Source organism: Rhizobium sp. 007, from assembly GCF_015353075.1.
Taxonomy (GTDB): domain Bacteria; phylum Pseudomonadota; class Alphaproteobacteria; order Rhizobiales; family Rhizobiaceae; genus Rhizobium.
Map to the genome: position 1 here is coordinate 1,870,316 of NZ_CP064188.1, position 20,599 is coordinate 1,890,914.

The following is a 20,599-nucleotide window of genomic DNA, read 5'->3' on the forward strand; positions in this document are numbered from 1 at the left end:
CAAATATCATACTGATTGTGATATTGTTATTCCTGCTTGTTACATTCCTCCTCCTATGCCATTCTGCCCTTTACAAATTGGGCGCGCGAACAGCCAGCGCGCCGGGGCTCTACTTTCGACAGGATGGCGGCGTTCCGTTCGACCATCGATATGGGGAAATCTTGAATGGCACGCATCACGCTGAGGCAGCTGCTCGATCACGCTGCGGAGGAAGGCTACGGCGTTCCCGCTTTCAACATCAACAACATGGAGCAGGCACTCGCCATCATGGAGGCCGCGGACGCGTCTCGTGCACCGGTTATCATGCAGGCGTCGCGCGGAGCGCGCGCCTACGCCAACGACATCATGCTGAAGCACATGATGGATGCCGTCGTCGAGATCTATCCACATATTCCGGTCTGCGTTCATCTCGACCACGGCAACGATCCGTCGAGCTGCATGACGGCGATCCAGGCAGGCTTCACCTCGGTGATGATGGACGGTTCGCTAAAGGCGGATGCCAAGACACCGGCTGACTGGGCCTACAATGTCGGCGTCACCAAGATGGTGACGGACATGGCGCATTTCGGCGGCATCTCAGTCGAGGGCGAACTCGGCGTTCTCGGCTCGCTGGAAACCGGCATGGGCGAGGCCGAGGACGGCCACGGCGCCGAAGGCAAGCTGTCGCATGACCAGCTGCTGACAAACCCCGACGAGGCCGTAAAGTTCGTGCGCGAAACCAAGGTCGATGCGCTGGCGATCGCCATGGGCACGTCCCATGGTGCCTACAAATTCACCCGCCAGCCGGACGGATCCGTGCTGGCGATGAGCGTCATCGAAGAGATCCACCGCAAACTGCCGAATACGCACCTCGTCATGCACGGCTCGTCGTCAGTCCCGATCGAACTGCAGGAGATCATCAACAAGTACGGCGGCCAGATGAAGCCGACATGGGGCGTGCCGGTCGAAGAAATCCAGCGCGGCATCAAGAACGGCGTGCGCAAAGTGAACATCGATACCGATGGCAGGATGGCGATGACCGGCCAGATCCGCCGAGTGCTGCAGGAAGATCCGAGCGAATTCGACCCGCGCAAATATCTTAAGCCGGCGATGGCTGCGCTCAGCAAGCTCTGCAAGGAGCGCTTCGAACAGTTCGGCACGGCCGGAATGGCAAGCCGGATTACGCCGCTTCCTGTGTCGGAAATGGCCAAGCGCTACAAATCCGGTTCGCTCGATCCGGTCTTCTCTTGAGCTGCAGCCTATGCTGACGCGGGGTGCTGTGCCTGCTTAGGCCCGGCGGCAGGCATGCTGCTTGCGAGCGTCTGGCCATGGAAATTTTCAAGCTGGTTGACGACGTCCTCGATCTCGCCTGCAATGCGTTCGGCGTTCCAGCCGAGCGCAGCCCCGGCGACACCGGCGATTTCCCGCAAGCCTTCGAGCTTCAAGCGGCCTTCGATAGCAAGCGTCGTGCGCCGAAGGACGATATCTGAGAGGTGTACGACGAGTTCGTTTCGAGCAATCCAGTCGACTTCCTTGAAACTGTAGTGCCCCGCGCCCGTCAGCCGCTGTTCATCGGAATATGCCGACGAGAAAGAGAGCACGGCCGCAGCCGTCGTTCCGTAGCGGCCAAGCAGTTCGTCCACGCGCTCGACCGGCGCGTCGGTCCGCGCCGCGATTTCCTTGATCCAGACGCTTCGTTGCTGCACATCCATTGGGAAGGCCTTTCCGCCACCGATCGGCAGGTAGCGGGTCGACTGCTTGCGAACATGCTGCAGGCGCGCGAGAACGGAATCGGCAACTTCCTCGGCAAAACCGCGAAAAGTAGTCCACTTTCCGCCGACCAGCGAGATGATCGGAAACGGCCTGCCTTCTTCCGGCTCCTTCACTGGTGCGGAATGATCGCGACTGATCAGCCCCGGGGCGGTCGCGTCGGAGGCCGGCAGCGGACGGATGCCGCTATAACTGTAGACGATCTGATCACGATCGAAGCGAAGCGTCGGTAGCAGCGAGCGGACGCTATCGAGAAAATATTCGGTTTCCGGTTCCTCGCAGCGGACATTATCCGGGTCGTCGGCAGGGATATCAGTGGAACCGATGAGCGCCATCCCGAGATAGCTGTAGACAAGGCAGATGCGCCCATCATCGGCCTCGAAATAGACCATGTGGCCGTTCAGGCTGCGAACCAGCTCAGGATGATCCAGCAGAATGTGGGAACCCTTGGTACCGCCGATCATCCGAGAGGGAGCGCCGAGCGCCCCATTGACATGATCGATCCAGGGACCGGCGGCGTTCACCACCAGTTTGGGAGACACAGCAAATTCGCCGCCGTCCGGTTGCCTGAATGTCAGCCGCCCGCCGGAGACTGCCGCAAGCGTCGCGAAATTGGCGGCAAGGCTCTTCGCATTTGCCTCGAGCCCGTCCATGACGAGTTCGTAGACGAGCCGCTCGGGCCTGCTGATCTTGGCGTCGTAATAAATTCCGCCGGCAACGATTGCCGGGGTGAGGTGCGGCATTTCCTTGCGCGCCTTCTTTTTCAGGATCAGCCGATGGCGCGGCATGACCTGGTCGCGTGATCCAAAGAAATCGTAGAGCCTAAGCCCGATCTTGATGAGAACGGCCCCCCGGCTGCGTGGCGCAGTCTTGGAGCCAAGCAGCGTGCGCAGCGCTGCCCAAATACCCCGTGTCCAGGAGAATACCGGTATGAAAGTAGGCAATGGCTCGACGCAATGCGGAGCGTTCTTCAGCAGCAAATTGCGCTCCAACGTCGACTGGGCGACCAAGCCGAACTCGCCCGTCTCGAGATATTTCAGGCCACCGTGAATAAGGCGCGATGGCGCAGCACTCGTCCCGGAGCCGAAATCGGCCTTGTCGACGATCACGCAATTGACGCCTTGCGCCGAAAGGTCGCGAAACAGTCCGGCACCATTGATGCCCGCTCCGATGATCAGGACGTCGATGTCGCCCTCTCCAAGGTTCGAGAAGCGTTGCTGCATGTCGGGAGTCATGATCTTGTCGTCCTAAATCGCCCACGCATTAGTGCCGGGGTTCTGCCTCGTCGGTTACCGATTGCTCCGGCGCAAGGCCGGCGATTTTCGGCCAAAGGGGCGTCATAGCGTCGGCGATCTGGCGGAAGACCCGGTAGCGTTTGTCGTAGTCCGCGCTGCGTGCCGCATCCGGCTGGCACGTCTTCGCGATGCGGGAGATGTCGCGCGGATCGCTCTGCGGATCAGCATAAACGCCGGCGCCCGATCCGGCGCAAAGAGCAGCACCCCAGGCGGCGGCCTCATCCGTTTCGGTCACGGTCACCGGTATGCCGAGCACATCGGCGAACATTTGAACGACCAGCGGATTGCGCGAGACACCCCCGGCAAGCCTTGCCTCTTCAAATTCAAAGCCGTCGCCAAGTGCATCGACATGGATGCGATGATTGAAAGCGATACCCTCAAGCACGGCCCGCAGCATGTCGCCGCGATCGTGCCAGCCGCCGAGGCCGAAGAAGCCGGCACTTGCCAAAGCACCATAGGGCGAGCCGAACAGGTAGGGATGGAAGAGCGCCGTCGATGGCCGATCGAAAGCCGCATCGATTTCCGGCGCGAGCAACGCGTGAATGGAGCTGCCTTGCGCCTCGCCCTTCGTCCGCTCGCCGGCGCACAGCTTGTCGAGAAACCAGTCGTAATTCGCGGTCGATGCCGGCGAGATCGACATGTTATTCCAGATGCCGGGCGCGATGCCGTTGCGGCAGAACCAACGCCGGTCGACCCGCGGTTCCGACGATAGCGTCTCATTGATCGAATAGGTACCGGCAATGACGGCGACGACGCCCTTGGCATAGCCGCCTGCCCCGAGCGCGGAGGCCGTGACGTCATGCAGCCCGGCAACGACCGGCGTTCCCTTGGCAAGGCCGGTCAGATGCGCCGCCTCACCTGTCACCCGCCCGATGATCTGATCGGAACGCGCGGCCGGCGGCAGAGCATGGACAAGTTTCTGCAACCCAAAGAGCCTCAGGGCCTCCTGGCTGTATTCCTGTGTCTTCACATCGGTAAAGGAGGTACTTGCCTCCGTGCGATCCGTACCGACGATGCCTGTCAGGCAAAACCGCAGCCAGTCCTTGCAGCTCAGGAAATGACCAATGCGTTTGAACCGCTCGGGTTCCATGTCGCGGATCCAGGCAAGCAGTGTCGATGGTGCGGAGACATGCGGGATCTGACCCGTGAGCTCGATGGCTTGGTCGGCGACATCGCTTTCCATCCACCGATCGATGACGGCACCGGCCCGGCTGTCCAGGGACAGGATGGCCCGGCCCAAAGGTGTCCGTTCGTGGTTGAGCAGATAGATGCCATCCCCGTGGGCCGTTGCCGCGATGCCCTGGATGTCGCTTGCCGGCCGATTGCTGAGGGTGATCGCCTCCCGAATCGCGTCAACCGTCGCGCTCCACAATTCGTCCATGTCCCGTTCGATATGGCGGGCATTTGGGATAAACTGCGTGACGCGGCGCCGGGCGACTGCGAGCGGCGTGCCGTCAATATCGAAGATGACGGCCTTGGTGACCGTCAGGCCACTATCGATCCCGAGCAGACTCGGCATTCGCTTTTACCTCGCTATCAGCAACGGGCTTGTCCGGTCACGAGCGCCCTCCGGCGCCCTTGGCGATGACAACGTTGATATCTCTGGACCGCATGCGGTCGATGTGCACCGGCTGCGTCTTGTCGTCGACGATGACGACGTCGAACTCGTCCAGTGCCGCGAAACTGTGAAGCGCCCGCTGCTCGAACTTCGTGTGATCGGCAAGCAGGATGCGCTTGACGGAACAGTCGAACATGGCACGCTTGGTATCGACCGTCTCCGGGGATTGGTGCAGAACCGTGCCGTCGCTGATCGCCGACATGGAGATGAACGCGACATCGGCCCTGAGACCTCTGATCTCGTTTATGGTCATGCGACCCATGAAGGCGTTACACCAGTTGTAATACTGTCCACCGAGTGCGAGCAGCGTCACGTCGTGCATGCCCTTCAGCGCGTTCATGAGCGTCAGCGAATTGGTGATGGCCGTGACCGGTACCTTCGACGGCAGATGCGCCGCCATCTGTAGTACCGTGGTCGAATCATCGAAAAAAATGGCCTGCCCCGGCTCAACGAACTGCATCGCCGCTTCGGCGATCAGCTTCTTCTCCGCCGACTGGCGGTTCGAGCGATAGACCTCGCTTGATTCTATGAGATTGGTGGCAGCCGCAGTGACGATGCCGCGCGTCTTCCTGAAGAGACCGCGGCTGACAAGTTCGTCCACGTCGCGATGAGCAGTCATCAGGCTGATCCCGAAACGGTCGGTGAGGTCTTCTATCCGCATCGAGCCTTCATTCATGACGGCCTCGGCAATCATCCGCCGGCGAGCGATCTGGCGCGTCTGGCGGCTGTCGCTCGTAAGCTGGTCCAACAGATCGTCGCCCTGGCTCGTCTTCTGTGTCACGGGTCACCCTTGTCGCTGAACTCTGGATCCCAGCTTCGTACAGTGATTGCCGTTCCAAGGCAAAAAGGCGACATGGAACGGGCGGTTGCGGCCCACAAGTTAGCGTTTCCGGCATCCGAAGAGCCGAGCAGCCTGTGCCGCCGTCGCTGAAAGGGGCGCCTTTTCGAGCGCCCCTTCGACAATTACTGCGACAGGACGAACGGACCCGTGTACTTATCCACATTGTCCTTGGTGATCAGCAGGCAATCGAAGAGCTGTTTCTCGCTCTTGGCACCGGTGTTGCCAGTCTTGATGATGCTGTCTGCCTGCTTCACCGCTTCTTCGGAGAACACGGCAACCGGCTGCAGGACGGTGTACTGGAGTTCACCTGCCTTGATGGCCGCAACAGCATCCGGAGAACCGTCAAAACCGCCGACCTTGATGTTGGCGAGCTTGCCGGCTTCCTTGAGAGCGGCGATGGCGCCCAGCGCCATTTCGTCGTTGCCAGAGATGACGCCGACGATGTCCGGGTTTGCCTGCAGCATGGACTGCATCTTGTTATGGCCCTGAGTACGGTCCCAGTTGGCGACTTCCTTGGCAGCCTTCTTCAGGTCCGGATACTGCGAAAGCACGGTCTCATAGCCGTTGGAGCGCGTCGCGGCATTGTTGTCCGACGGTGCGCCGAAGAGTTCGGCATAGTTGCCCTTGTCGCCGATAGCTTCGACCCACTGCTGGGCACCGAGTGCTGCACCCTGGGCGTTGTTGGAAACGAGCTGCGCCTTCGCCAGGCCTTCCTGGTTGATTTCCGCGTTGACGAGGATAACCGGAATGCCTGCGGCAACGGCCTTCTTCACCGCACCGACGGAACCGTCAGCATTCGCCGGATCAAGGATAATCGCAACCGACTTGTTGGTGATGGCCGTATCGATCAGGTTGCTTTCGGTGTTGGTGTCACCCTTGTGCGCGCTGACCGAGGCGGTATAGCCAAGCTTTTCGGCGGCGGCTTTGGCAACGTTGCCTTCCGTCAGCCAGTACGGGTTCGACGGGTCGTTGACGATGATCGTCATCATCCCGGCCGCCCAGGCCGAGCTTGCAAGAAGCGGCGCCACAGTCGCGGCGGCAAAAAGAATGCGCATGCCTTTTTTAAACATAGTCTCTCTCCCATTAGTGAGCTCAGTTATTGCCGGAGACCCGGCGGTGCTTTCCCCAATCGGCCTTCATGGAATCCAGCCTGCCGTCGCGGATAAGTTCAGTTGAAGCCGTCAGGACGATTTGACCCGGCGGCCGTATTGGATGCTGTTCATGAGGACGGCGAGAACGATCACCGCGCCGGTGAAGACGGTCTGCCAGTAGGCTGAGACGCCGATGATTACGAGGCCGTCAGAGAGGAAGCCGATGACGAAGGCCCCGAGCATGGTGCCGCGAACCGTACCGCGGCCGCCGGTCAGCGCTGCACCACCGATGACGACGGCTGCGATCGCCGTCAGTTCGTACGTGGTGCCGGCAGTCGGACCGGCGGAGGTCAGCTGCGACGACAGCACCAGGCCGGCGATCGCGGCACAGGCACTCGACAGCACATAGACGACGATCTTGACGCGCTTGACGGGAACGCCCGAAAGGTCGGCCGCACGTTCGTTACCACCCGAGGCATAGAGCCAACGGCCGAAGGCCGTTCGGCTCAGCACGATGCCGCAGACGATTGCCAGAACCGCAAGCACGATCACGCCGATCGGGATGCCTCCGAGCCGGTTGAAGCCGAGCCAATCGAACCCGGTATTGCCGAGCTCCGGGCGGCCGCCGAGATTGTTGTAGGTCAGGCCATTGGTCATCAATAGCGCAATACCGCGGGCTACATAAAGCACACCCAGCGAAGCGACGAAGGCCGGCACCTTGAGGTAAGCGATCAGCACGCCGTTGACGGCACCCACCAAAGCACCAAGCGCACATGTGATGATGACGACGGCCCAGACCGGCGGATAGAGGATGACGCCGAAATAGTTGAGCGTGACGCCTTGCATCATGAAGCCGGCGATGCAGCCTGCGAGCCCCAGCGTCGACCCCACCGACAGGTCGATGCCGCCGTTCAGGATCACCAGCAGCATGCCGATTGCCAAAATGCCAAAGATCGCGACGTGCGACGCCATGATTAGGAAGTTGTTCAGCGTAAAATAGTAGGGTGACAGGAACGAGAAGACTGCGATGATGACGATCAGCGCAAAGAATGCCCGGCCTTCCAGGATGAGACGCACGACGTTGGTATTGCGTTTCTGCCCGGTGGAAACTGACTTCTTCTCGACGATGTTTGTGACTGACATACTCAGCGCTCCATAGTTCCAGGCTAGTGCGCGACCACGGCTTCGCCGGAGGCTGCCATGATCTTTTCCTTGGTGACGTCCGAGCCAAACTCGGCCGATATCCTGCCGCGGTGCATAACGACGATGCGGTGCGCGATGCTCAGGCATTCATTGACTTCGGATGTCGAATAGATGACCGCCAGTCCCTGCTTGGCGCGCTCCGCGAGCAGCTTGAACACTTCGGCCTTGGCGCCGATATCGATCCCGCGGCTCGGCTCGTCGAGCAGGATCACCTTCGGCTGGGTTGCCAGCATCTTGCCGATGACGACCTTCTGCTGGTTGCCGCCGGACAGCGAACCGATAGCTGCCGCGCCGCCATCGGTCTTCACATGCACCCGGCGGATCGCATCGTTGACGAGATCGCGCTCCCGGTGGCCGGAGGTGAACAGCCCCTTCGTAAAGGCGCCGATGCTCGCAAGCGACAGATTGGATCCGACCGTCATCGTCTGGACCAGGCCATCGCGCTGGCGATCTTCGGGTACAAGGACGAGACCGCCGGCGATGCGTCCGGCGATGCTGAGCCCGCCGACGTCCTGTCCTTCGAGCAGAACCTTGCCGCCGTTCGAACGCAGGCGACCGGCGATGCATTCAAGGAGTTCGGTCCGCCCGGCCCCCATCAGCCCGTATATGCAGACGACCTCGCCGGTGCGCACCTGCAGCGATAGGCGGTCGACCGCATTATAGGCAGCGCCGGAAGGACCGGGAACACTCAGGTTTTCGATGGAAAGCGCCACTGCGCCGAACTGATGGCCTTGCGGTGGATTGCCAAGGTCAAAGTTATCGCCGACCATGTTGCGGACGATCCATTCGAGGTCGATATCCTTGCGCTCCGCATAGGCCGTCATGTTCCCGTCGCGGAGGACAACGGCGTGGTGGGTGATCTGCAGGGCCTCTTCCAGATGATGCGAGATGTAGACGATCGAGACGCCGCGGCTGGTTAGGTCGTGGATGACCTTGAAGAGCACTTCCACTTCGGTGGCACTCAAAGCCGAAGTCGGTTCGTCCATGATGAGGATACGCGAATTGATAGAAAGGGCGCGCGCGATCTCGACGATCTGCTGCTGGCCGAGGCGGAGATCCTCGACACGCGTCAGCGGATCGATGTCTTCCTCGAGCTCTTCCATGAGCGCACGTGTCTGGCGCTCTTCCTCGGCGAAGTCGACAACCCCACCCTTGATGATCTCTCGACCCATGAAGATGTTGTCACGGACGCTGAGATTGGGTGCCAGGCTGAGCTCCTGGTGAATGATAGAAATCCCGCACCCGCGCGCATGGGTCGACGATGCAAAGCTGACAGGCGAGCCGTCGAGGATGATCTCGCCGGAACTCGGCTGCACGACCCCCGAAAGGATTTTCATCAAAGTCGACTTGCCCGCGCCGTTCTCTCCGAACAGAGTCGTGACCTGGCCGCGGTGGATGTCAAAGTTCACTCCTTTCAGGGCGTGAACATTGCCATAGGACTTGGCGATGTTGCGAGCGGCAAGAACGACCTCGCCCCGGCTTCCGGAGTTGCATAGCGGCTGGCTCATTTGACCTCGACCTTCACCGGCGTGACGAGCCAGTTCTTCGGGTTGATGAGCTTGAAGACACCCACCACGGTCGCCGTCTTTCCATCCAGCGTGTCAGGATCGAGGCCTGCAAAGACCGTCTTCTTCATCTCGTTGTTGATGGCCGAACCGGCATCCTGATACTGGATCTGGTTGGTAAACTGCCCGAATTCGATGGTTCCGGTCGCGTCACGGAGGTCCGTGCCATTGACCGCAGGACCGGTCTGGACACGGACCACCGTCTCGGGAGGCAACCCATCGACTTTTATCTCGCTAATATTCGCCTTGCGGGCGCCGAAGACACCCGTCAGCGTAACCGGAATCACCGGTCCGGTGCTCGTCGCAGTGCCGTATTTTTCGGCGGCTGCCTTCTTGTCGGCAGCGATTGCGGCCGCAAGCTCGGCGACCGCAACGGCCCGATCCTCGACATTCGCCTTAATTTTCGGGAACTGGTCCGCGCCGAAAGTCTCCGCGGAAAATGCCTGTTGGCGGACATCGTTGGCGGAGCCGATCTTGACGACCGTGGTATCGAGCGCAATCGCTCCAACGACGATGACGGCAAGCGCCGCGCTTGCGATGAGCTTGAAATTGCCGCTGCTCGGCTTTGATGCTGCATAATCAGGCGGTGTACTCATGTCCGGACGGCCTTTGACTTGAATGGCGAGGAAAGAAGGGCGAGCGCGGCAGCAATCGCAGACCGGCGGACCCGTTGTGCCGCACCAGAGCAAAAAATCGGCGGATCACCGGCAGGACCGCAACCGTGGACAAAAATCCTCATTGGGAAGCCTCCTCAGCAAGACCGGCGACTGTCTCCTCCAACCACCTGGACCTGCAGCTCTCGATCCGGAAGCGCACCTCCGTGATAGCACTATGTTATTTACGTCGCAAACGATGTTATAAATTTCGACACATGTCAACGGCCACTTGATGAGAACCTGAGCAAAAACGCGTGACTTCGCGTTCAGTTTTTCCCGCTGCAGCGCGGAATAATTGGAAGCAAACGCACAAACTTTCCTCTACGCTTCGTACCCGGCAGAGGCATATAACTCGCTGTACAGATTGCGTATTATTCAGATCCGGCGCGGCGGAGACTGGCGATGATGACGTTGCGGCCCATCACTTCGCAAGCGGCTTTCTACACTCTTATGCGATTTATTCTAGCTGAAAAAAATTTCAATGCCAGCAAAATCTTACTAGCCTTATGGTATCTTTATGTTATGTTTCGCAACGAGGGCCTGTCGGAGGTTCGGCCACATATTCCATCCAGGATTTTCAAAAGGCAGAGCAGCTTGCCGCAGGCCAGAAGGACCGAAGTAGTTGGCAGCCGGATGCCGAATCCCCAACGAATCTTGCCGATCGGGAGGACTTCAGATGAATTGGACGCGCATAACAGCCGCCGAGGCGCTCGCAATAGAGGCGGGATGGTCCTGCGATGACATCGACTGAGAAGATCATCATCGGGATAGATGCCGGTACCTCCGTCATCAAGGCGGTGGCCTTTGATCTGTCCGGACGCCAGATCGCCACGGCCTCCGTACGCAACAGATACACGACGGGAGACGACGGCTCCGCAACGCAGTCGCTGGGTCAGACTTGGCTTGATTGCGCCAGTGCATTACGTGGCCTCGGAGAAAAAATACCCAATCTCGCATCACGCACCGCAGCCGTCGCGGTCACCGGCCAGGGCGACGGCACCTGGCTCGTCGGCCGCGGCAATACGCCGGTCGCTGATGCCTGGCTATGGCTCGATGCGCGCGCCGCACCGACCGTCACGTCGCTTGCCGGCGGAAATGAGAACCGTGCCCGCTTCGAGGCAACGGGCACCGGCCTCAACACTTGCCAGCAGGGTGCGCAACTCGCCCATATGGATCGCTTCACACCGGACCTTCTCGACCGAGCGGAGACGGCGTTGCACTGCAAGGACTGGCTTTATCTCAACCTGACAACCGTGCGAGCGACCGATCCGTCCGAAGCGAGCTTTACCTTCGGCAACTTCCGGACGCGGCAATATGATGCGGTGGTGATCGATGCGCTCGGCCTGAGCCATAGACGGGCGCTTCTGCCTGAAATCATCGACGGCACCTCGATCAGTCACCCGCTGACGTCCGAGGCGGCGAGGGCCTGCGGACTTCTTGCCGGTACGCCGGTCTGCCTTGGTTATGTGGACATGGCGATGACGGCGCTCGGTGCAGGCGTGCGCAGCGGCGCTCGCAATGCCGCCTGCTCGACGATCGGCTCGACGGGCGTGCACATGCGTGCCAAGCCCGTTGCTGACGTTCAGCTCAATCATGAGGGAACGGGCTATGTGATCGCCCTGCCCATCCCCGGTATCGTCACCCAGGTCCAGACCAACATGGGCGCTACGATCAACATCGACTGGATCCTGGACGTCGCCGCCTACTTGATGGCCGAGGCGGGCAAGCCTGCTTCGCATGCAGACCTGATTGCGCGCATCGACGGCTGGTTTGCGGAAAGCCGGCCGGGTTCGGTGCTTTACCATCCCTACATCTCCGAAGCTGGGGAACGTGGGCCCTTCGTCAACGCCAATGCGCGCGCGGGCTTCACGGGGCTTTCTACGCGCCACGGCTTCCCCGACCTGCTGCGCAGTGTGGTCGAAGGGTTGGGGCTTGCCACCCGCGATTGCTACGCGGCAATGGGCGCGATGCCCGAAGAGTTGCGGGTCACGGGCGGCGCAACACGCTCGCTCGCCCTTCGCCGTTCACTCTCGGCCGCCGTTAACGCACCGATCCGCCAGTCGCGCCGCGATGAGACGGGGGCCGCCGGCGTGGCGATGATGGCCGCGGTGGCCGTCGGCGTCTATTCCAGCATGGACGAATGCATTGCCGACTGGGTGACGCCGCTGCTCGGCGACGCGGAGATTCCGGATGTAAACGAGGCTGCCCGGTTCGACCGGCTATTTTCCGCCTACACCGATGTGCGCCAGGCAATGGCGCCTGCGTGGGGCAAGCTCGCCCGAGCCGCAACGACATCGCCGGTAGGCGAGTAAATCAAGTTTTGATGCAGCAGGCATCGAAGGAGCATGACATGACTGAACCCGACCTCCTGGATCTCTTCGTCATCGGCGGAGGCATCAATGGCGCGGGAATCGCACGCGATGCTGCGGGCCGCGGGCTGAAAGTCGCGCTGTGCGATAAGGACGATTTGGCACAGGGAACCTCGTCTCGTTCGGGCAAACTGGTGCATGGCGGTCTGCGTTATCTCGAATACTACGAATTCCGCCTGGTGCGCGAGGCGCTGATCGAGCGTGAAGTGTTGCTCAATGCCGCGCCGCATATCATCTGGCCGATGCGCTTCGTCCTGCCGCACAGCCCGCAGGATCGTCCGGCGTGGCTCGTGCGGCTCGGCCTGTTCCTTTACGATCACCTTGGCGGCCGCAAAAAGCTGCCGGGGACACGCACGCTCAATCTGCTGCGCGATCCGGAGGGAACCCCGATCCTCGATCAATACACGCGCGGCTTCGAGTATTCCGATTGCTGGGTCGATGACGCCCGCCTCGTGATCCTGAATGCGGTCAGCGCGGCGGAAAAGGGCGCTACTATTCTCACTCGATCGGCAGCAATCTCGGCGCGTCGTGAGAGCGGCAGCTGGATCGTTACGACGAAAAACAGCCTCACCGGAGAGACGCGAACCTTCCGCGCAAAATGTCTCGTCAACTGCGCCGGCCCCTGGGTGATGGACATCATCAATCGTGTCACCGGCTCGAACTCCGGCCGCAACGTCCGTCTCGTGAAGGGTAGCCATATCATCGTGCCGAAGTTCTGGGCCGGCTCCAATGCCTATCTGGTCCAGAACCACGACAAGCGCGTCATTTTCATCAACCCCTATGAGGGCGACAAGGCGCTGATCGGGACGACCGATATCGCCTATGAAGGCCGCGCCGAGGATGTGTCCGCCGACGATGCGGAAATCGAGTATCTGCTGAAGGCGGTCAATCGCTACTTCAAGGAGAAGCTACGCCGGGAGGATGTGCTGCATAGCTTCTCCGGCGTTCGTCCACTTTTCGACGACGGCAAGGGCAATCCGTCCGCCGTTACCCGCGACTATGTCTTCGATCTCGACGAGACGGGCGGCGCTCCTCTGCTCAACGTCTTCGGTGGTAAGATCACCACATTCCGTGAACTTGCCGAACGGGGCATGCAACGTCTCAGGCATATTTTTCCGAACATGGGCGGAGACTGGACGGAGAAGGCGCCGTTGCCCGGCGGCGAAATTCCGAATGCCGACTACGAGACCTTCGCCAACAGCCTGCGCGATGCCTATCCATGGATGCCGCGCAAGCTCGTGCATCACTACGGCCGTCTCTATGGCGCCCGCACGAAGAATGTGATTGCGGGTGCGACTGGCATCCAAGGGCTCGGGCGGCATTTCGGCGGGCAGCTTTATGAGGCCGAGGCCCGCTATCTCGTTGCGACGGAATGGGCCGCGACGGCCGAAGACATCCTCTACCGCCGCACCAAGCATTACCTGCATCTGAGCGAAGCGGAACGTGCAGCCTTTGACGAGTGGTTTGCTTCAATCCGCCTTGCCGCAGCTTGAAGGATATTGCCATGCCGCTGACCCTTTCGCTCAATACCAATCCACTCGTGAACCGCTTCGCAGACCCCGACGACCTCATCGAGACGGTCGCGCGAGACTTGAGGATCCGCGACCTCCAGCTGACCCACGAATTCATCAATCCGAGCTGGCAGGCGCCCGTGATCCGCCGTCTGGCGCGCACGATGAACGCCGCGCTGAAGCGCACGGGTGTGCGGATCACATCAGGCATGACGGGGCCCTATGGTCGCCTCAACCACTTCGGACATCCAGATGCCGATGTGCGCCGCTATTACATTGAATGGTTCAAGACTTTTGCCGACATCACCGCCGATCTCGGCGGCCACTCCGTCGGAACGCAGTTTGCAATCTTCACCTACAAGGACTTCGACGATCCGGTCAGACGCGAGGAACTGGTCAAGATCGCGATCGACTGCTGGGCCGAGATAGCCGACCACGCACGCGCCGCAGGCCTTTCCTGCATCTTCTGGGAACCGATGAGCATCGGTCGCGAGTTCGGAGAGACGATTGCCGCATGCCTGTCGCTGCAAAAGCGGCTGGCAGCCGCCGGATTGGCCATCCCGATGTGGATGATGGCGGATATCGATCATGGCGACATCACCTCCCCCAACCCCGATGACTACAACCCCTATGCCTGGGCACGCGCCGTCCCGCCGGTATCGCCGATCATCCACATCAAGCAGAGCCTGATGGACAAGGGCGGACACCGGCCCTTTACTGCAGAATTCAATGCTAAGGGCCGCATTCAGCCCGCGCCTCTGCTCCAGGCACTTGCCGAAGGTGGGGCGAAGGACAATGAAATTTGCCTGGAACTCTCCTTCAAGGAACGCGAGCCGAACGATCGTCAGGTCATCCCGCAGATCGCCGAAAGCGTCGCCTTCTGGGCGCCGCATATCGATACTGGCGTCGCCGACTTGAACATCTAAGGCGGGCATCTTTAAAAGGCAGCACTGCGATGCGGCGGAATCGCCGCCTGTGACATTCGAAAGGGAACCGTGATGACGGACGCCGATGATACGCTGGCCGTGCGTGCTGCCTGGCTTCACTATGCGGGCGGGCTAACGCAGTCCGACGTCGCCCGGCGCCTCGGCGTGCCATCGGTAAAGGCGCATCGCCTGATCGCGAGAGCGGTTGCCGATGGCGTCGTCAAAGTCACCATCGACGGGGATATCGTCGAATGCGTCGAGCTGGAGATGCGGCTTTCCGAACGGTTCGGGCTCCAATATTGCGAGGTCGCACCCGATCTCGGCGAGGAAGGCTTACCGCTTCGCGCTCTCGGCCATGCAGGCGCCGGCTATCTCAAGCGCGAGATCGAGCGCGGCGACAATACGGTCATCGGCCTTGGTCACGGCCGCACGCTTTCCGCCGCCGTCCAGTATATGCCGAGGGTGAACGCGAAGAGCCTGCGCTTCGTCTCGTTGCTTGGCGGCCTGACACGAAACTACGGCGCCAATCCCTATGACGTGATGCACCGTATCGCCGAAAAGACCGGTACCCATGCCTATGTCATGCCGGTTCCCTTCTTCGCCAATACCGGCGAGGACCGCGAAGTGTTGAAGGCGCAGCGTGCCGTCAAAGAAGTCTTCGATCTGGCCAACAACGCCGATCTGAAGCTCGTTGGCCTGGGGACTGTCGATGCAGAGGCGCAGCTTGTTTTGTCCGGTGTGGTTGAGCCCCGTGAAATGGAGGACATTGCCGCCGCAGGCGGTGTGGGCGAAATCCTCGGGCACTTTTTCGACGCCGACGGCCACATCCTTGAGACGACGCTAACAGCGCGCACGCTCTCCGCGTCATTCCCCAAAACCACGAGCGAGCGGCTTGTGGCGCTGGCGGGTGGACAGGCGAAGGTGCCGGCCATCCGGGCAATTCTCAACAGCCGCCGCCTTTTCGGGCTTATAACGGACGAGCGAACCGCGCAGGCACTGTTGGAGTAGCATATCAAGACAACAAGTTTTCATCGCAAAATAACACAAGTAGTGTTGATTATCACGAGATAATCGTTATTTTGATATCAAACGAGGGCGGAGACCGGGATGAGGCGGGAAGAGCGGCAGCAGTTGATCGTCAACCTGCTCGTCGAAAACAAGACCGTCGATCTCGACGACCTTGCCGATCGCTTCGCCGTGTCGAAGATGACGATCCATCGCGATCTCGACGATCTCGAGCAGGAGGGTGTCCTGCGCAAGGTTCGGGGGGGCGCGACCATCGATGCCGGAATGCAGTTCGAAAGCGACTTTCGCATTCGCGAGCGCCAGGGCACCGAGGCCAAGCTCGCAATGGCGCAGACCGCGCTGGAACTGGTCGAGCCGGGAATGACCGTGATGGTAAACGATGGCTCAATGGCGGCCGTGCTCGGGGAAATGTTGCTGCAGAAGCGTCCGCTGACGTTGATCACCAACAACGCGGCGATCATGGAGCGGCTGAAAGGCGAAAACGGCATCACGCTGATCGCGCTCGGGGGCATCTATTCGGCGAAGTTCAACGCCTATCTCGGCGTCGTCACCGAAGAGGCACTGTCGCGACTAAGGGCCGACATCGGCTTCATTTCCACACCGGCCGTCAGCGGCAGGCTCGCCTACCACATGGACGACAACGTCGTGCGCGCCAAGCGGGCGATGATCGCGTCGTCGGCCAGGACCTGCCTCCTGGTCAACCACCAGCGCATTGGCCATACCGCACTGCATGTCATGGCGGATCTCGCCGATTTCGACGCCGTTATAACCGACATCGCACCGGATGCTGCTTTCCTGGCGGAATTCGAGCAGGCGGGCATTACGCTCACCATCGCATCAACGCAGGATCCGACATGACCGAAAAACCGCGCTTCTGGATTGGCACCAGCTGGAAGATGAACAAGACGCTTGCGCAAGCTCAACATTTCGCGCGCGGCCTCGAAGCCGCGGATGCCGCGCGCGACCCGCGCATCCAGCGCTTCGTGATTCCGCCCTTCACGGCGGTACGCGAGGTCAAGGCGATGCTTGCCAAGACGTCCGTGAAGGTCGGCGCGCAGAACATGCACTGGGCCGAAGAGGGAGCCTGGACGGGCGAAGTCTCGCCGGTGATGCTGAAGGACTGCGATCTCGATCTCGTCGAGCTCGGCCATTCAGAGCGGCGCGAACATTTTGGAGAGACCGACGAGACAGTTGGCCTGAAGACCGAAGCGGCCGTTCGCCACGGTCTCATTCCGTTGATCTGTATTGGCGAGACGCTCTCCGACCGTGAAAGCGGGAAGGCTGCCGAAATCCTAGCGGCCCAGGTGCGTGTTGCACTTTCGAAACTTTCGAGCGGCCAGAAGAGCGCCGAGATCCTGCTGGCATACGAGCCCGTCTGGGCGATCGGCGAAAACGGCATTCCGGCGACTGCGGATTACGCAGATGCCCGCCAGTCTGAAATAATCGCCGTTGCCGAAGCTGTGCTCGGCCGGAAGATCCCCTGCCTTTATGGCGGGTCAGTCAACCCACAGAACTGCGAAGAACTGATCGTGAGCCCGCATATCGACGGGCTCTTCATCGGCCGTTCGGCCTGGAATGTCGAAGGCTACCTCGACATCCTGACAAAATGCGCCGCCAAACTCTGAGGAGAAAGAAGCATGAAGCTTGCCATTGCAGGAGACAGCGCCGGCGAAGGCCTCGCCAAAGTACTGGCCGACCATCTAAAAGACCGCTTCGAAGTGCACGAAGTCTCGCACACCAGCGCCGGTGCCGATCCTTTCTACGCCAACCTCTCGGACCGCGTCGCCTCAGGCGTCATCGACGGCACCTACCACAAAGCGATCCTCGTTTGCGGCACCGGCATCGGCGTCTGCATCTCGGCCAACAAAGTTCCGGGCATCCGCGCCGCCCTGACGCACGACACCTATTCTGCCGAGCGCGCCGCGCTTTCCAATAATGCGCAGATTATCACGATGGGAGCTCGCGTCATCGGAACGGAGCTTGCAAAGTCGATCGCTGATGCGTTTCTTGCCCATACCTTCGACGAGAACGGTCGGTCTGCCGGTAATGTGAAAGCCATGGATGATCTCGACGCGAAGTACAAGGCCCGTTAATCCATGCAGACGATGGAGCCGGATCCGGAGATTGCCCAATGCCACGATCGTCAGAGCGGCACGGGTGCGCCATGGGCATGCTACGACGATCGGGAAGCCCCGCTTTCCACTTCCACATCCGCCTGACCGACGATCGTTGCAGACAATTTCAGAAGCAGCTCACAGGCCGCGTGGCCGGCGCGGCCTGAAGAGGATGACATTAGCTCGTTTGCTCCCGGACTGCTCACGGCAGAGCCGGCTGGAGATTGCCAGCAGCTGTTGTCATGCCCGATCATATGTAAACGAGGTCAGCAGGGTCGTAACGAAATTACTCGCCCTTTCCTTGACCAGGACTTCCGTCCATTCATCTGTCCCCCGCAGCCTCAGGTCCGTGTAAATGCTTTCCACGGCTGCCTCTTCGATACGCTTGATATGCGTCTTGAATGAAGCCTCGCCGCCGCCGTGATACATGTCTCTGATAACCATGCGCAGAATTTCCTGGATAGCGATCTGCCAGGCCGTATTGATCGACTGAAGTTCCTTCGTATCCTGTGCCATTGAAGCTTCCTTTGGTGTGAGTGAACTGTCAGCAAGCCTCTGGCCAATGCAGTTGGTGCCCCCCCAACCGCACAAGTGCATCTCCAGGGTGCTTCACGTTCAAGACAGTGCGATGCGGGGAAGTCTCAGCGAGGGCGATCTCCGAGCGCCGCCGATCAACTACGCTTGTTTTGCCTTGCGGTTGGCATACCTGCGATGCGAACCTTTTCGGCTCTCCCGGGTATGATTTTCGGCTAGCGCAGCAGCCAGTTGCTTCCATCTCAGGCGGCTCCGCTCATCGAGCTTCAGTCGCGTGCGCTCGAGGCGTCGAGCATCCCGCGCCGCAGCAACCGTCGTGCGCTCGGCCTTGCCTTGCCACCCCGATCGGGCTCGGCCACAGTCGTTGCGACACGATATGCGTTAAGCTGAGCTGACTTGGCCCCCGCAGCTTCGGCGCGCCGGTCTGAAAGCTCGTTATTTTTCATCCAAATGGGGGTGTGATAGCGGTCATCTGGCCTTGGCGCGTTTTGCAAGCAGGGCGGAGGTTGCCAACACGGGGTCATTGAGTTCCCTTGCAAGGCGCGCCTCACGAAGCCGTAAGGTCTTCGCCTCTCGGGACTTGGCAACGGAGTCGAGCTCTTCGACCGCCTTGTTCTTTGCGAAGAACTGCGTCTGGATACTGCCGAAGGCAATCTCCGCCTGTTGGCGAGATTTGCTGTAGGTCTCTGTCATCTTGGCTCCGATAGGGCAGGCTCGACGCGCGAGCGAAAGCAAAAAGGCCAGGCAAATCGCCTGGCCCCGAATTGATAACCTGCTTCCGGCAGTGCCAGTACATCCGTGGTCAAAGGAAAGCAGATATCGATTTAAGCGTTCTGAAGATTGCAGGCCGACATCTTGCCCGACTTGTTGTCGCGCTCGAGATCGAAACCAATCTTCTGGCCCTCGACGAGTTCGCGCATTCCGGCACGCTCGACGGCAGAGATGTGAACGAAGGCGTCAGCGCCGCCGTTGTCCGGCTGAATGAAGCCGAAGCCCTTGGTGGAATTGAACCATTTAACTGTGCCAGTGGTCATGATGAACCCTTTCATAGCAATATTGAAGAACCGCAGCGCCAAGCGATGCGGACGGGATAGCGATTTTTGAAAGGAAGTTCGTTCAGGCCGCGGTGCCAATCGCGCGATAACCAAGCTAGCAAGCAAAATTCGACAATCAGTCATATAACTGACCTAAGCCGCGTCGTCAACTATTAGTTTGTCGTTGATGTACACGTCATCTTTTAGTTGTTCTCGCCACCCCCTACACGTGATAGGGCGACCTTCTCGGAGAACATCGTGCTGTGAACTGCCGAAGGGCGTTCAGGAAGCAGGCCAGGGCTCAGGCAATCGTCGCAGATTCCGCAGCCGTCCGGGTCCATAAGCTGGCTTCGGCGGCAACACAGACAGATAAAGGAGCTCTGCGACGGCCCGCATCGTTGCGGCGGCAATATCTCGATTTCGTAACAGGAAGGTTCAACTGATGACGGGGCCATTTTTTTCACTCCTCTTACGCTCCCGCAATTGAGATAGGAACGGCAGTCCGCTCCTGCAAGCACCCAATGGAGCCGCACGAGCGGATGCCATAGTTCCTGCTAGTCTCGCGGTCAGGTCATGTGCCGGCGGGTGATGCCGGGATCGAGGCCGTCGCAGACGAGGGTGACGACGATCCGCGATCCGTCTGGAATATGCGGAGAGCGGCGGCTTCGACTCGCCGGGCGTGATCCCGCGGCGGTCACGAAGCGGCTGCCATAGTGCCGCGCCGCCTCGATTTCGGTAAGACGTGAGCTGCCGACGCACCAGATGGCGCCCGATAAACTGAAGATCAATGTCGATCAGCGTCAATTGCTGGTCGACACGAGCAACCGCGACGGTCTCGTCAAGGCCGGCGATACCGTCGAACCACTCGAACTGATTAAGGTCGGCCGAGATTGGCGAGCGCCACAAGTTCGATTTTCCGAACGCCAGCGATACGGACAATAGGCTTGGTCACCGCTTCGGTATCATCTACACTCTCGACGAACCAGCGAAGCGGTCTTCGATCGCCAGTGGTTCTCCGATCGGCGAGGTGAACGGTGTACCGGCACTGGGAACTGCCGATGCAGGCG

Annotated in this window: 19 protein-coding genes; 8 read left to right on the top strand and 11 right to left on the bottom strand. The window is 60.3% G+C overall.

Annotation, left to right across the window (positions count from 1 at the left end; translation table 11 throughout):
- Positions 1–165: 165 nt before the first annotated feature.
- Positions 166–1,230: a class II fructose-bisphosphate aldolase gene (fba, locus tag ISN39_RS29885; RefSeq protein WP_074071393.1), complete on the top strand. Its 1,065-nt coding sequence runs from the start codon at positions 166–168 to the stop codon at positions 1,228–1,230.
- A gap of 8 nt (positions 1,231–1,238) precedes the next feature.
- Here fba and ISN39_RS29890 read toward each other — a convergent pair whose 3' ends face one another.
- From ISN39_RS29890 to ISN39_RS29920, 7 genes are all read right to left on the bottom strand, one after another.
- On the bottom strand, positions 1,239–2,984 hold the full coding sequence (locus tag ISN39_RS29890) for a glycerol-3-phosphate dehydrogenase/oxidase (RefSeq protein ID WP_194731554.1): 1,746 nt from the start codon (positions 2,982–2,984) through the stop codon (positions 1,239–1,241).
- Positions 2,985–3,012: 28 nt separating this feature from the next.
- Positions 3,013–4,563, bottom strand: a complete 1,551-nt coding sequence (locus ISN39_RS29895; RefSeq protein WP_194731555.1) for an FGGY-family carbohydrate kinase — start codon at positions 4,561–4,563, stop codon at positions 3,013–3,015.
- 37 nt (positions 4,564–4,600) lie between these two features.
- A complete protein-coding gene (locus tag ISN39_RS29900; protein ID WP_074071390.1) occupies positions 4,601–5,443 on the bottom strand; it encodes a DeoR/GlpR family DNA-binding transcription regulator in 843 nt (280 codons plus the stop codon).
- 182 nt (positions 5,444–5,625) lie between these two features.
- Positions 5,626–6,573 carry a D-ribose ABC transporter substrate-binding protein gene (locus ISN39_RS29905; protein ID WP_074071389.1) on the bottom strand — a complete coding sequence of 316 codons (948 nt, stop codon included), beginning with the start codon at positions 6,571–6,573 and terminating at the stop codon, positions 5,626–5,628.
- Positions 6,574–6,684: 111 nt separating this feature from the next.
- Positions 6,685–7,737 (bottom strand): ABC transporter permease, encoded by a 1,053-nt coding sequence (locus tag ISN39_RS29910; protein ID WP_194731556.1) that lies wholly within the window; start codon positions 7,735–7,737, stop codon positions 6,685–6,687.
- A gap of 23 nt (positions 7,738–7,760) precedes the next feature.
- Positions 7,761–9,305 carry a sugar ABC transporter ATP-binding protein gene (locus ISN39_RS29915; protein WP_194731557.1) on the bottom strand — a complete coding sequence of 515 codons (1,545 nt, stop codon included), beginning with the start codon at positions 9,303–9,305 and terminating at the stop codon, positions 7,761–7,763.
- The gene (locus ISN39_RS29920; RefSeq protein ID WP_074071386.1) at positions 9,302–9,958 is read right to left on the bottom strand and encodes a DUF2291 family protein; all 657 of its coding nucleotides are present in this window, start codon (positions 9,956–9,958) and stop codon (positions 9,302–9,304) included. The genes ISN39_RS29915 and ISN39_RS29920 overlap by 4 nt, the downstream gene beginning before the upstream one ends.
- Before the next feature lie 797 nt (positions 9,959–10,755).
- Between ISN39_RS29920 and ISN39_RS29925 the strand changes: the two genes are divergently transcribed.
- From ISN39_RS29925 to ISN39_RS29955, 7 genes are all read left to right on the top strand, one after another.
- On the top strand, positions 10,756–12,330 hold the full coding sequence (locus ISN39_RS29925) for an FGGY-family carbohydrate kinase (RefSeq protein WP_194731558.1): 1,575 nt from the start codon (positions 10,756–10,758) through the stop codon (positions 12,328–12,330).
- A 38-nt stretch (positions 12,331–12,368) separates the two neighbouring features.
- Positions 12,369–13,880 (top strand): glycerol-3-phosphate dehydrogenase, encoded by a 1,512-nt coding sequence (locus ISN39_RS29930; protein WP_194731559.1) that lies wholly within the window; start codon positions 12,369–12,371, stop codon positions 13,878–13,880.
- An 11-nt stretch (positions 13,881–13,891) separates the two neighbouring features.
- The gene (locus tag ISN39_RS29935) at positions 13,892–14,824 is read left to right on the top strand and encodes a TIM barrel protein (protein ID WP_074071384.1); all 933 of its coding nucleotides are present in this window, start codon (positions 13,892–13,894) and stop codon (positions 14,822–14,824) included.
- Positions 14,825–14,896: 72 nt separating this feature from the next.
- Positions 14,897–15,832 (top strand): sugar-binding transcriptional regulator, encoded by a 936-nt coding sequence (locus ISN39_RS29940; RefSeq protein WP_194731560.1) that lies wholly within the window; start codon positions 14,897–14,899, stop codon positions 15,830–15,832.
- A 99-nt stretch (positions 15,833–15,931) separates the two neighbouring features.
- A complete protein-coding gene (locus ISN39_RS29945; protein WP_194731561.1) occupies positions 15,932–16,708 on the top strand; it encodes a DeoR/GlpR family DNA-binding transcription regulator in 777 nt (258 codons plus the stop codon).
- Positions 16,705–17,475 (top strand): triose-phosphate isomerase, encoded by a 771-nt coding sequence (locus tag ISN39_RS29950; protein ID WP_194731562.1) that lies wholly within the window; start codon positions 16,705–16,707, stop codon positions 17,473–17,475. The genes ISN39_RS29945 and ISN39_RS29950 overlap by 4 nt, the downstream gene beginning before the upstream one ends.
- 12 nt (positions 17,476–17,487) lie before the next feature.
- Positions 17,488–17,943 (top strand): RpiB/LacA/LacB family sugar-phosphate isomerase, encoded by a 456-nt coding sequence (locus tag ISN39_RS29955; RefSeq protein WP_194731563.1) that lies wholly within the window; start codon positions 17,488–17,490, stop codon positions 17,941–17,943.
- 261 nt (positions 17,944–18,204) lie between these two features.
- Here the strand turns inward: ISN39_RS29955 and ISN39_RS29960 are convergent, their stop codons facing one another.
- From ISN39_RS29960 to ISN39_RS29975, 4 genes are all read right to left on the bottom strand, one after another.
- Complete coding sequence (locus tag ISN39_RS29960; RefSeq protein ID WP_074071379.1) at positions 18,205–18,480, bottom strand: hypothetical protein; 276 nt, start codon at positions 18,478–18,480, stop codon at positions 18,205–18,207.
- A 486-nt stretch (positions 18,481–18,966) separates the two neighbouring features.
- On the bottom strand, positions 18,967–19,191 hold the full coding sequence (locus ISN39_RS29965; protein ID WP_074071378.1) for a hypothetical protein: 225 nt from the start codon (positions 19,189–19,191) through the stop codon (positions 18,967–18,969).
- A gap of 131 nt (positions 19,192–19,322) precedes the next feature.
- Positions 19,323–19,532 carry a cold-shock protein gene (locus ISN39_RS29970; RefSeq protein WP_003588915.1) on the bottom strand — a complete coding sequence of 70 codons (210 nt, stop codon included), beginning with the start codon at positions 19,530–19,532 and terminating at the stop codon, positions 19,323–19,325.
- Positions 19,533–20,098: 566 nt separating this feature from the next.
- Entirely contained in the window at positions 20,099–20,320 is a 222-nt protein-coding gene (locus ISN39_RS29975; protein WP_156886575.1) for a hypothetical protein, read from the bottom strand.
- Between the last annotated feature and the right edge of the window lie 279 nt (positions 20,321–20,599).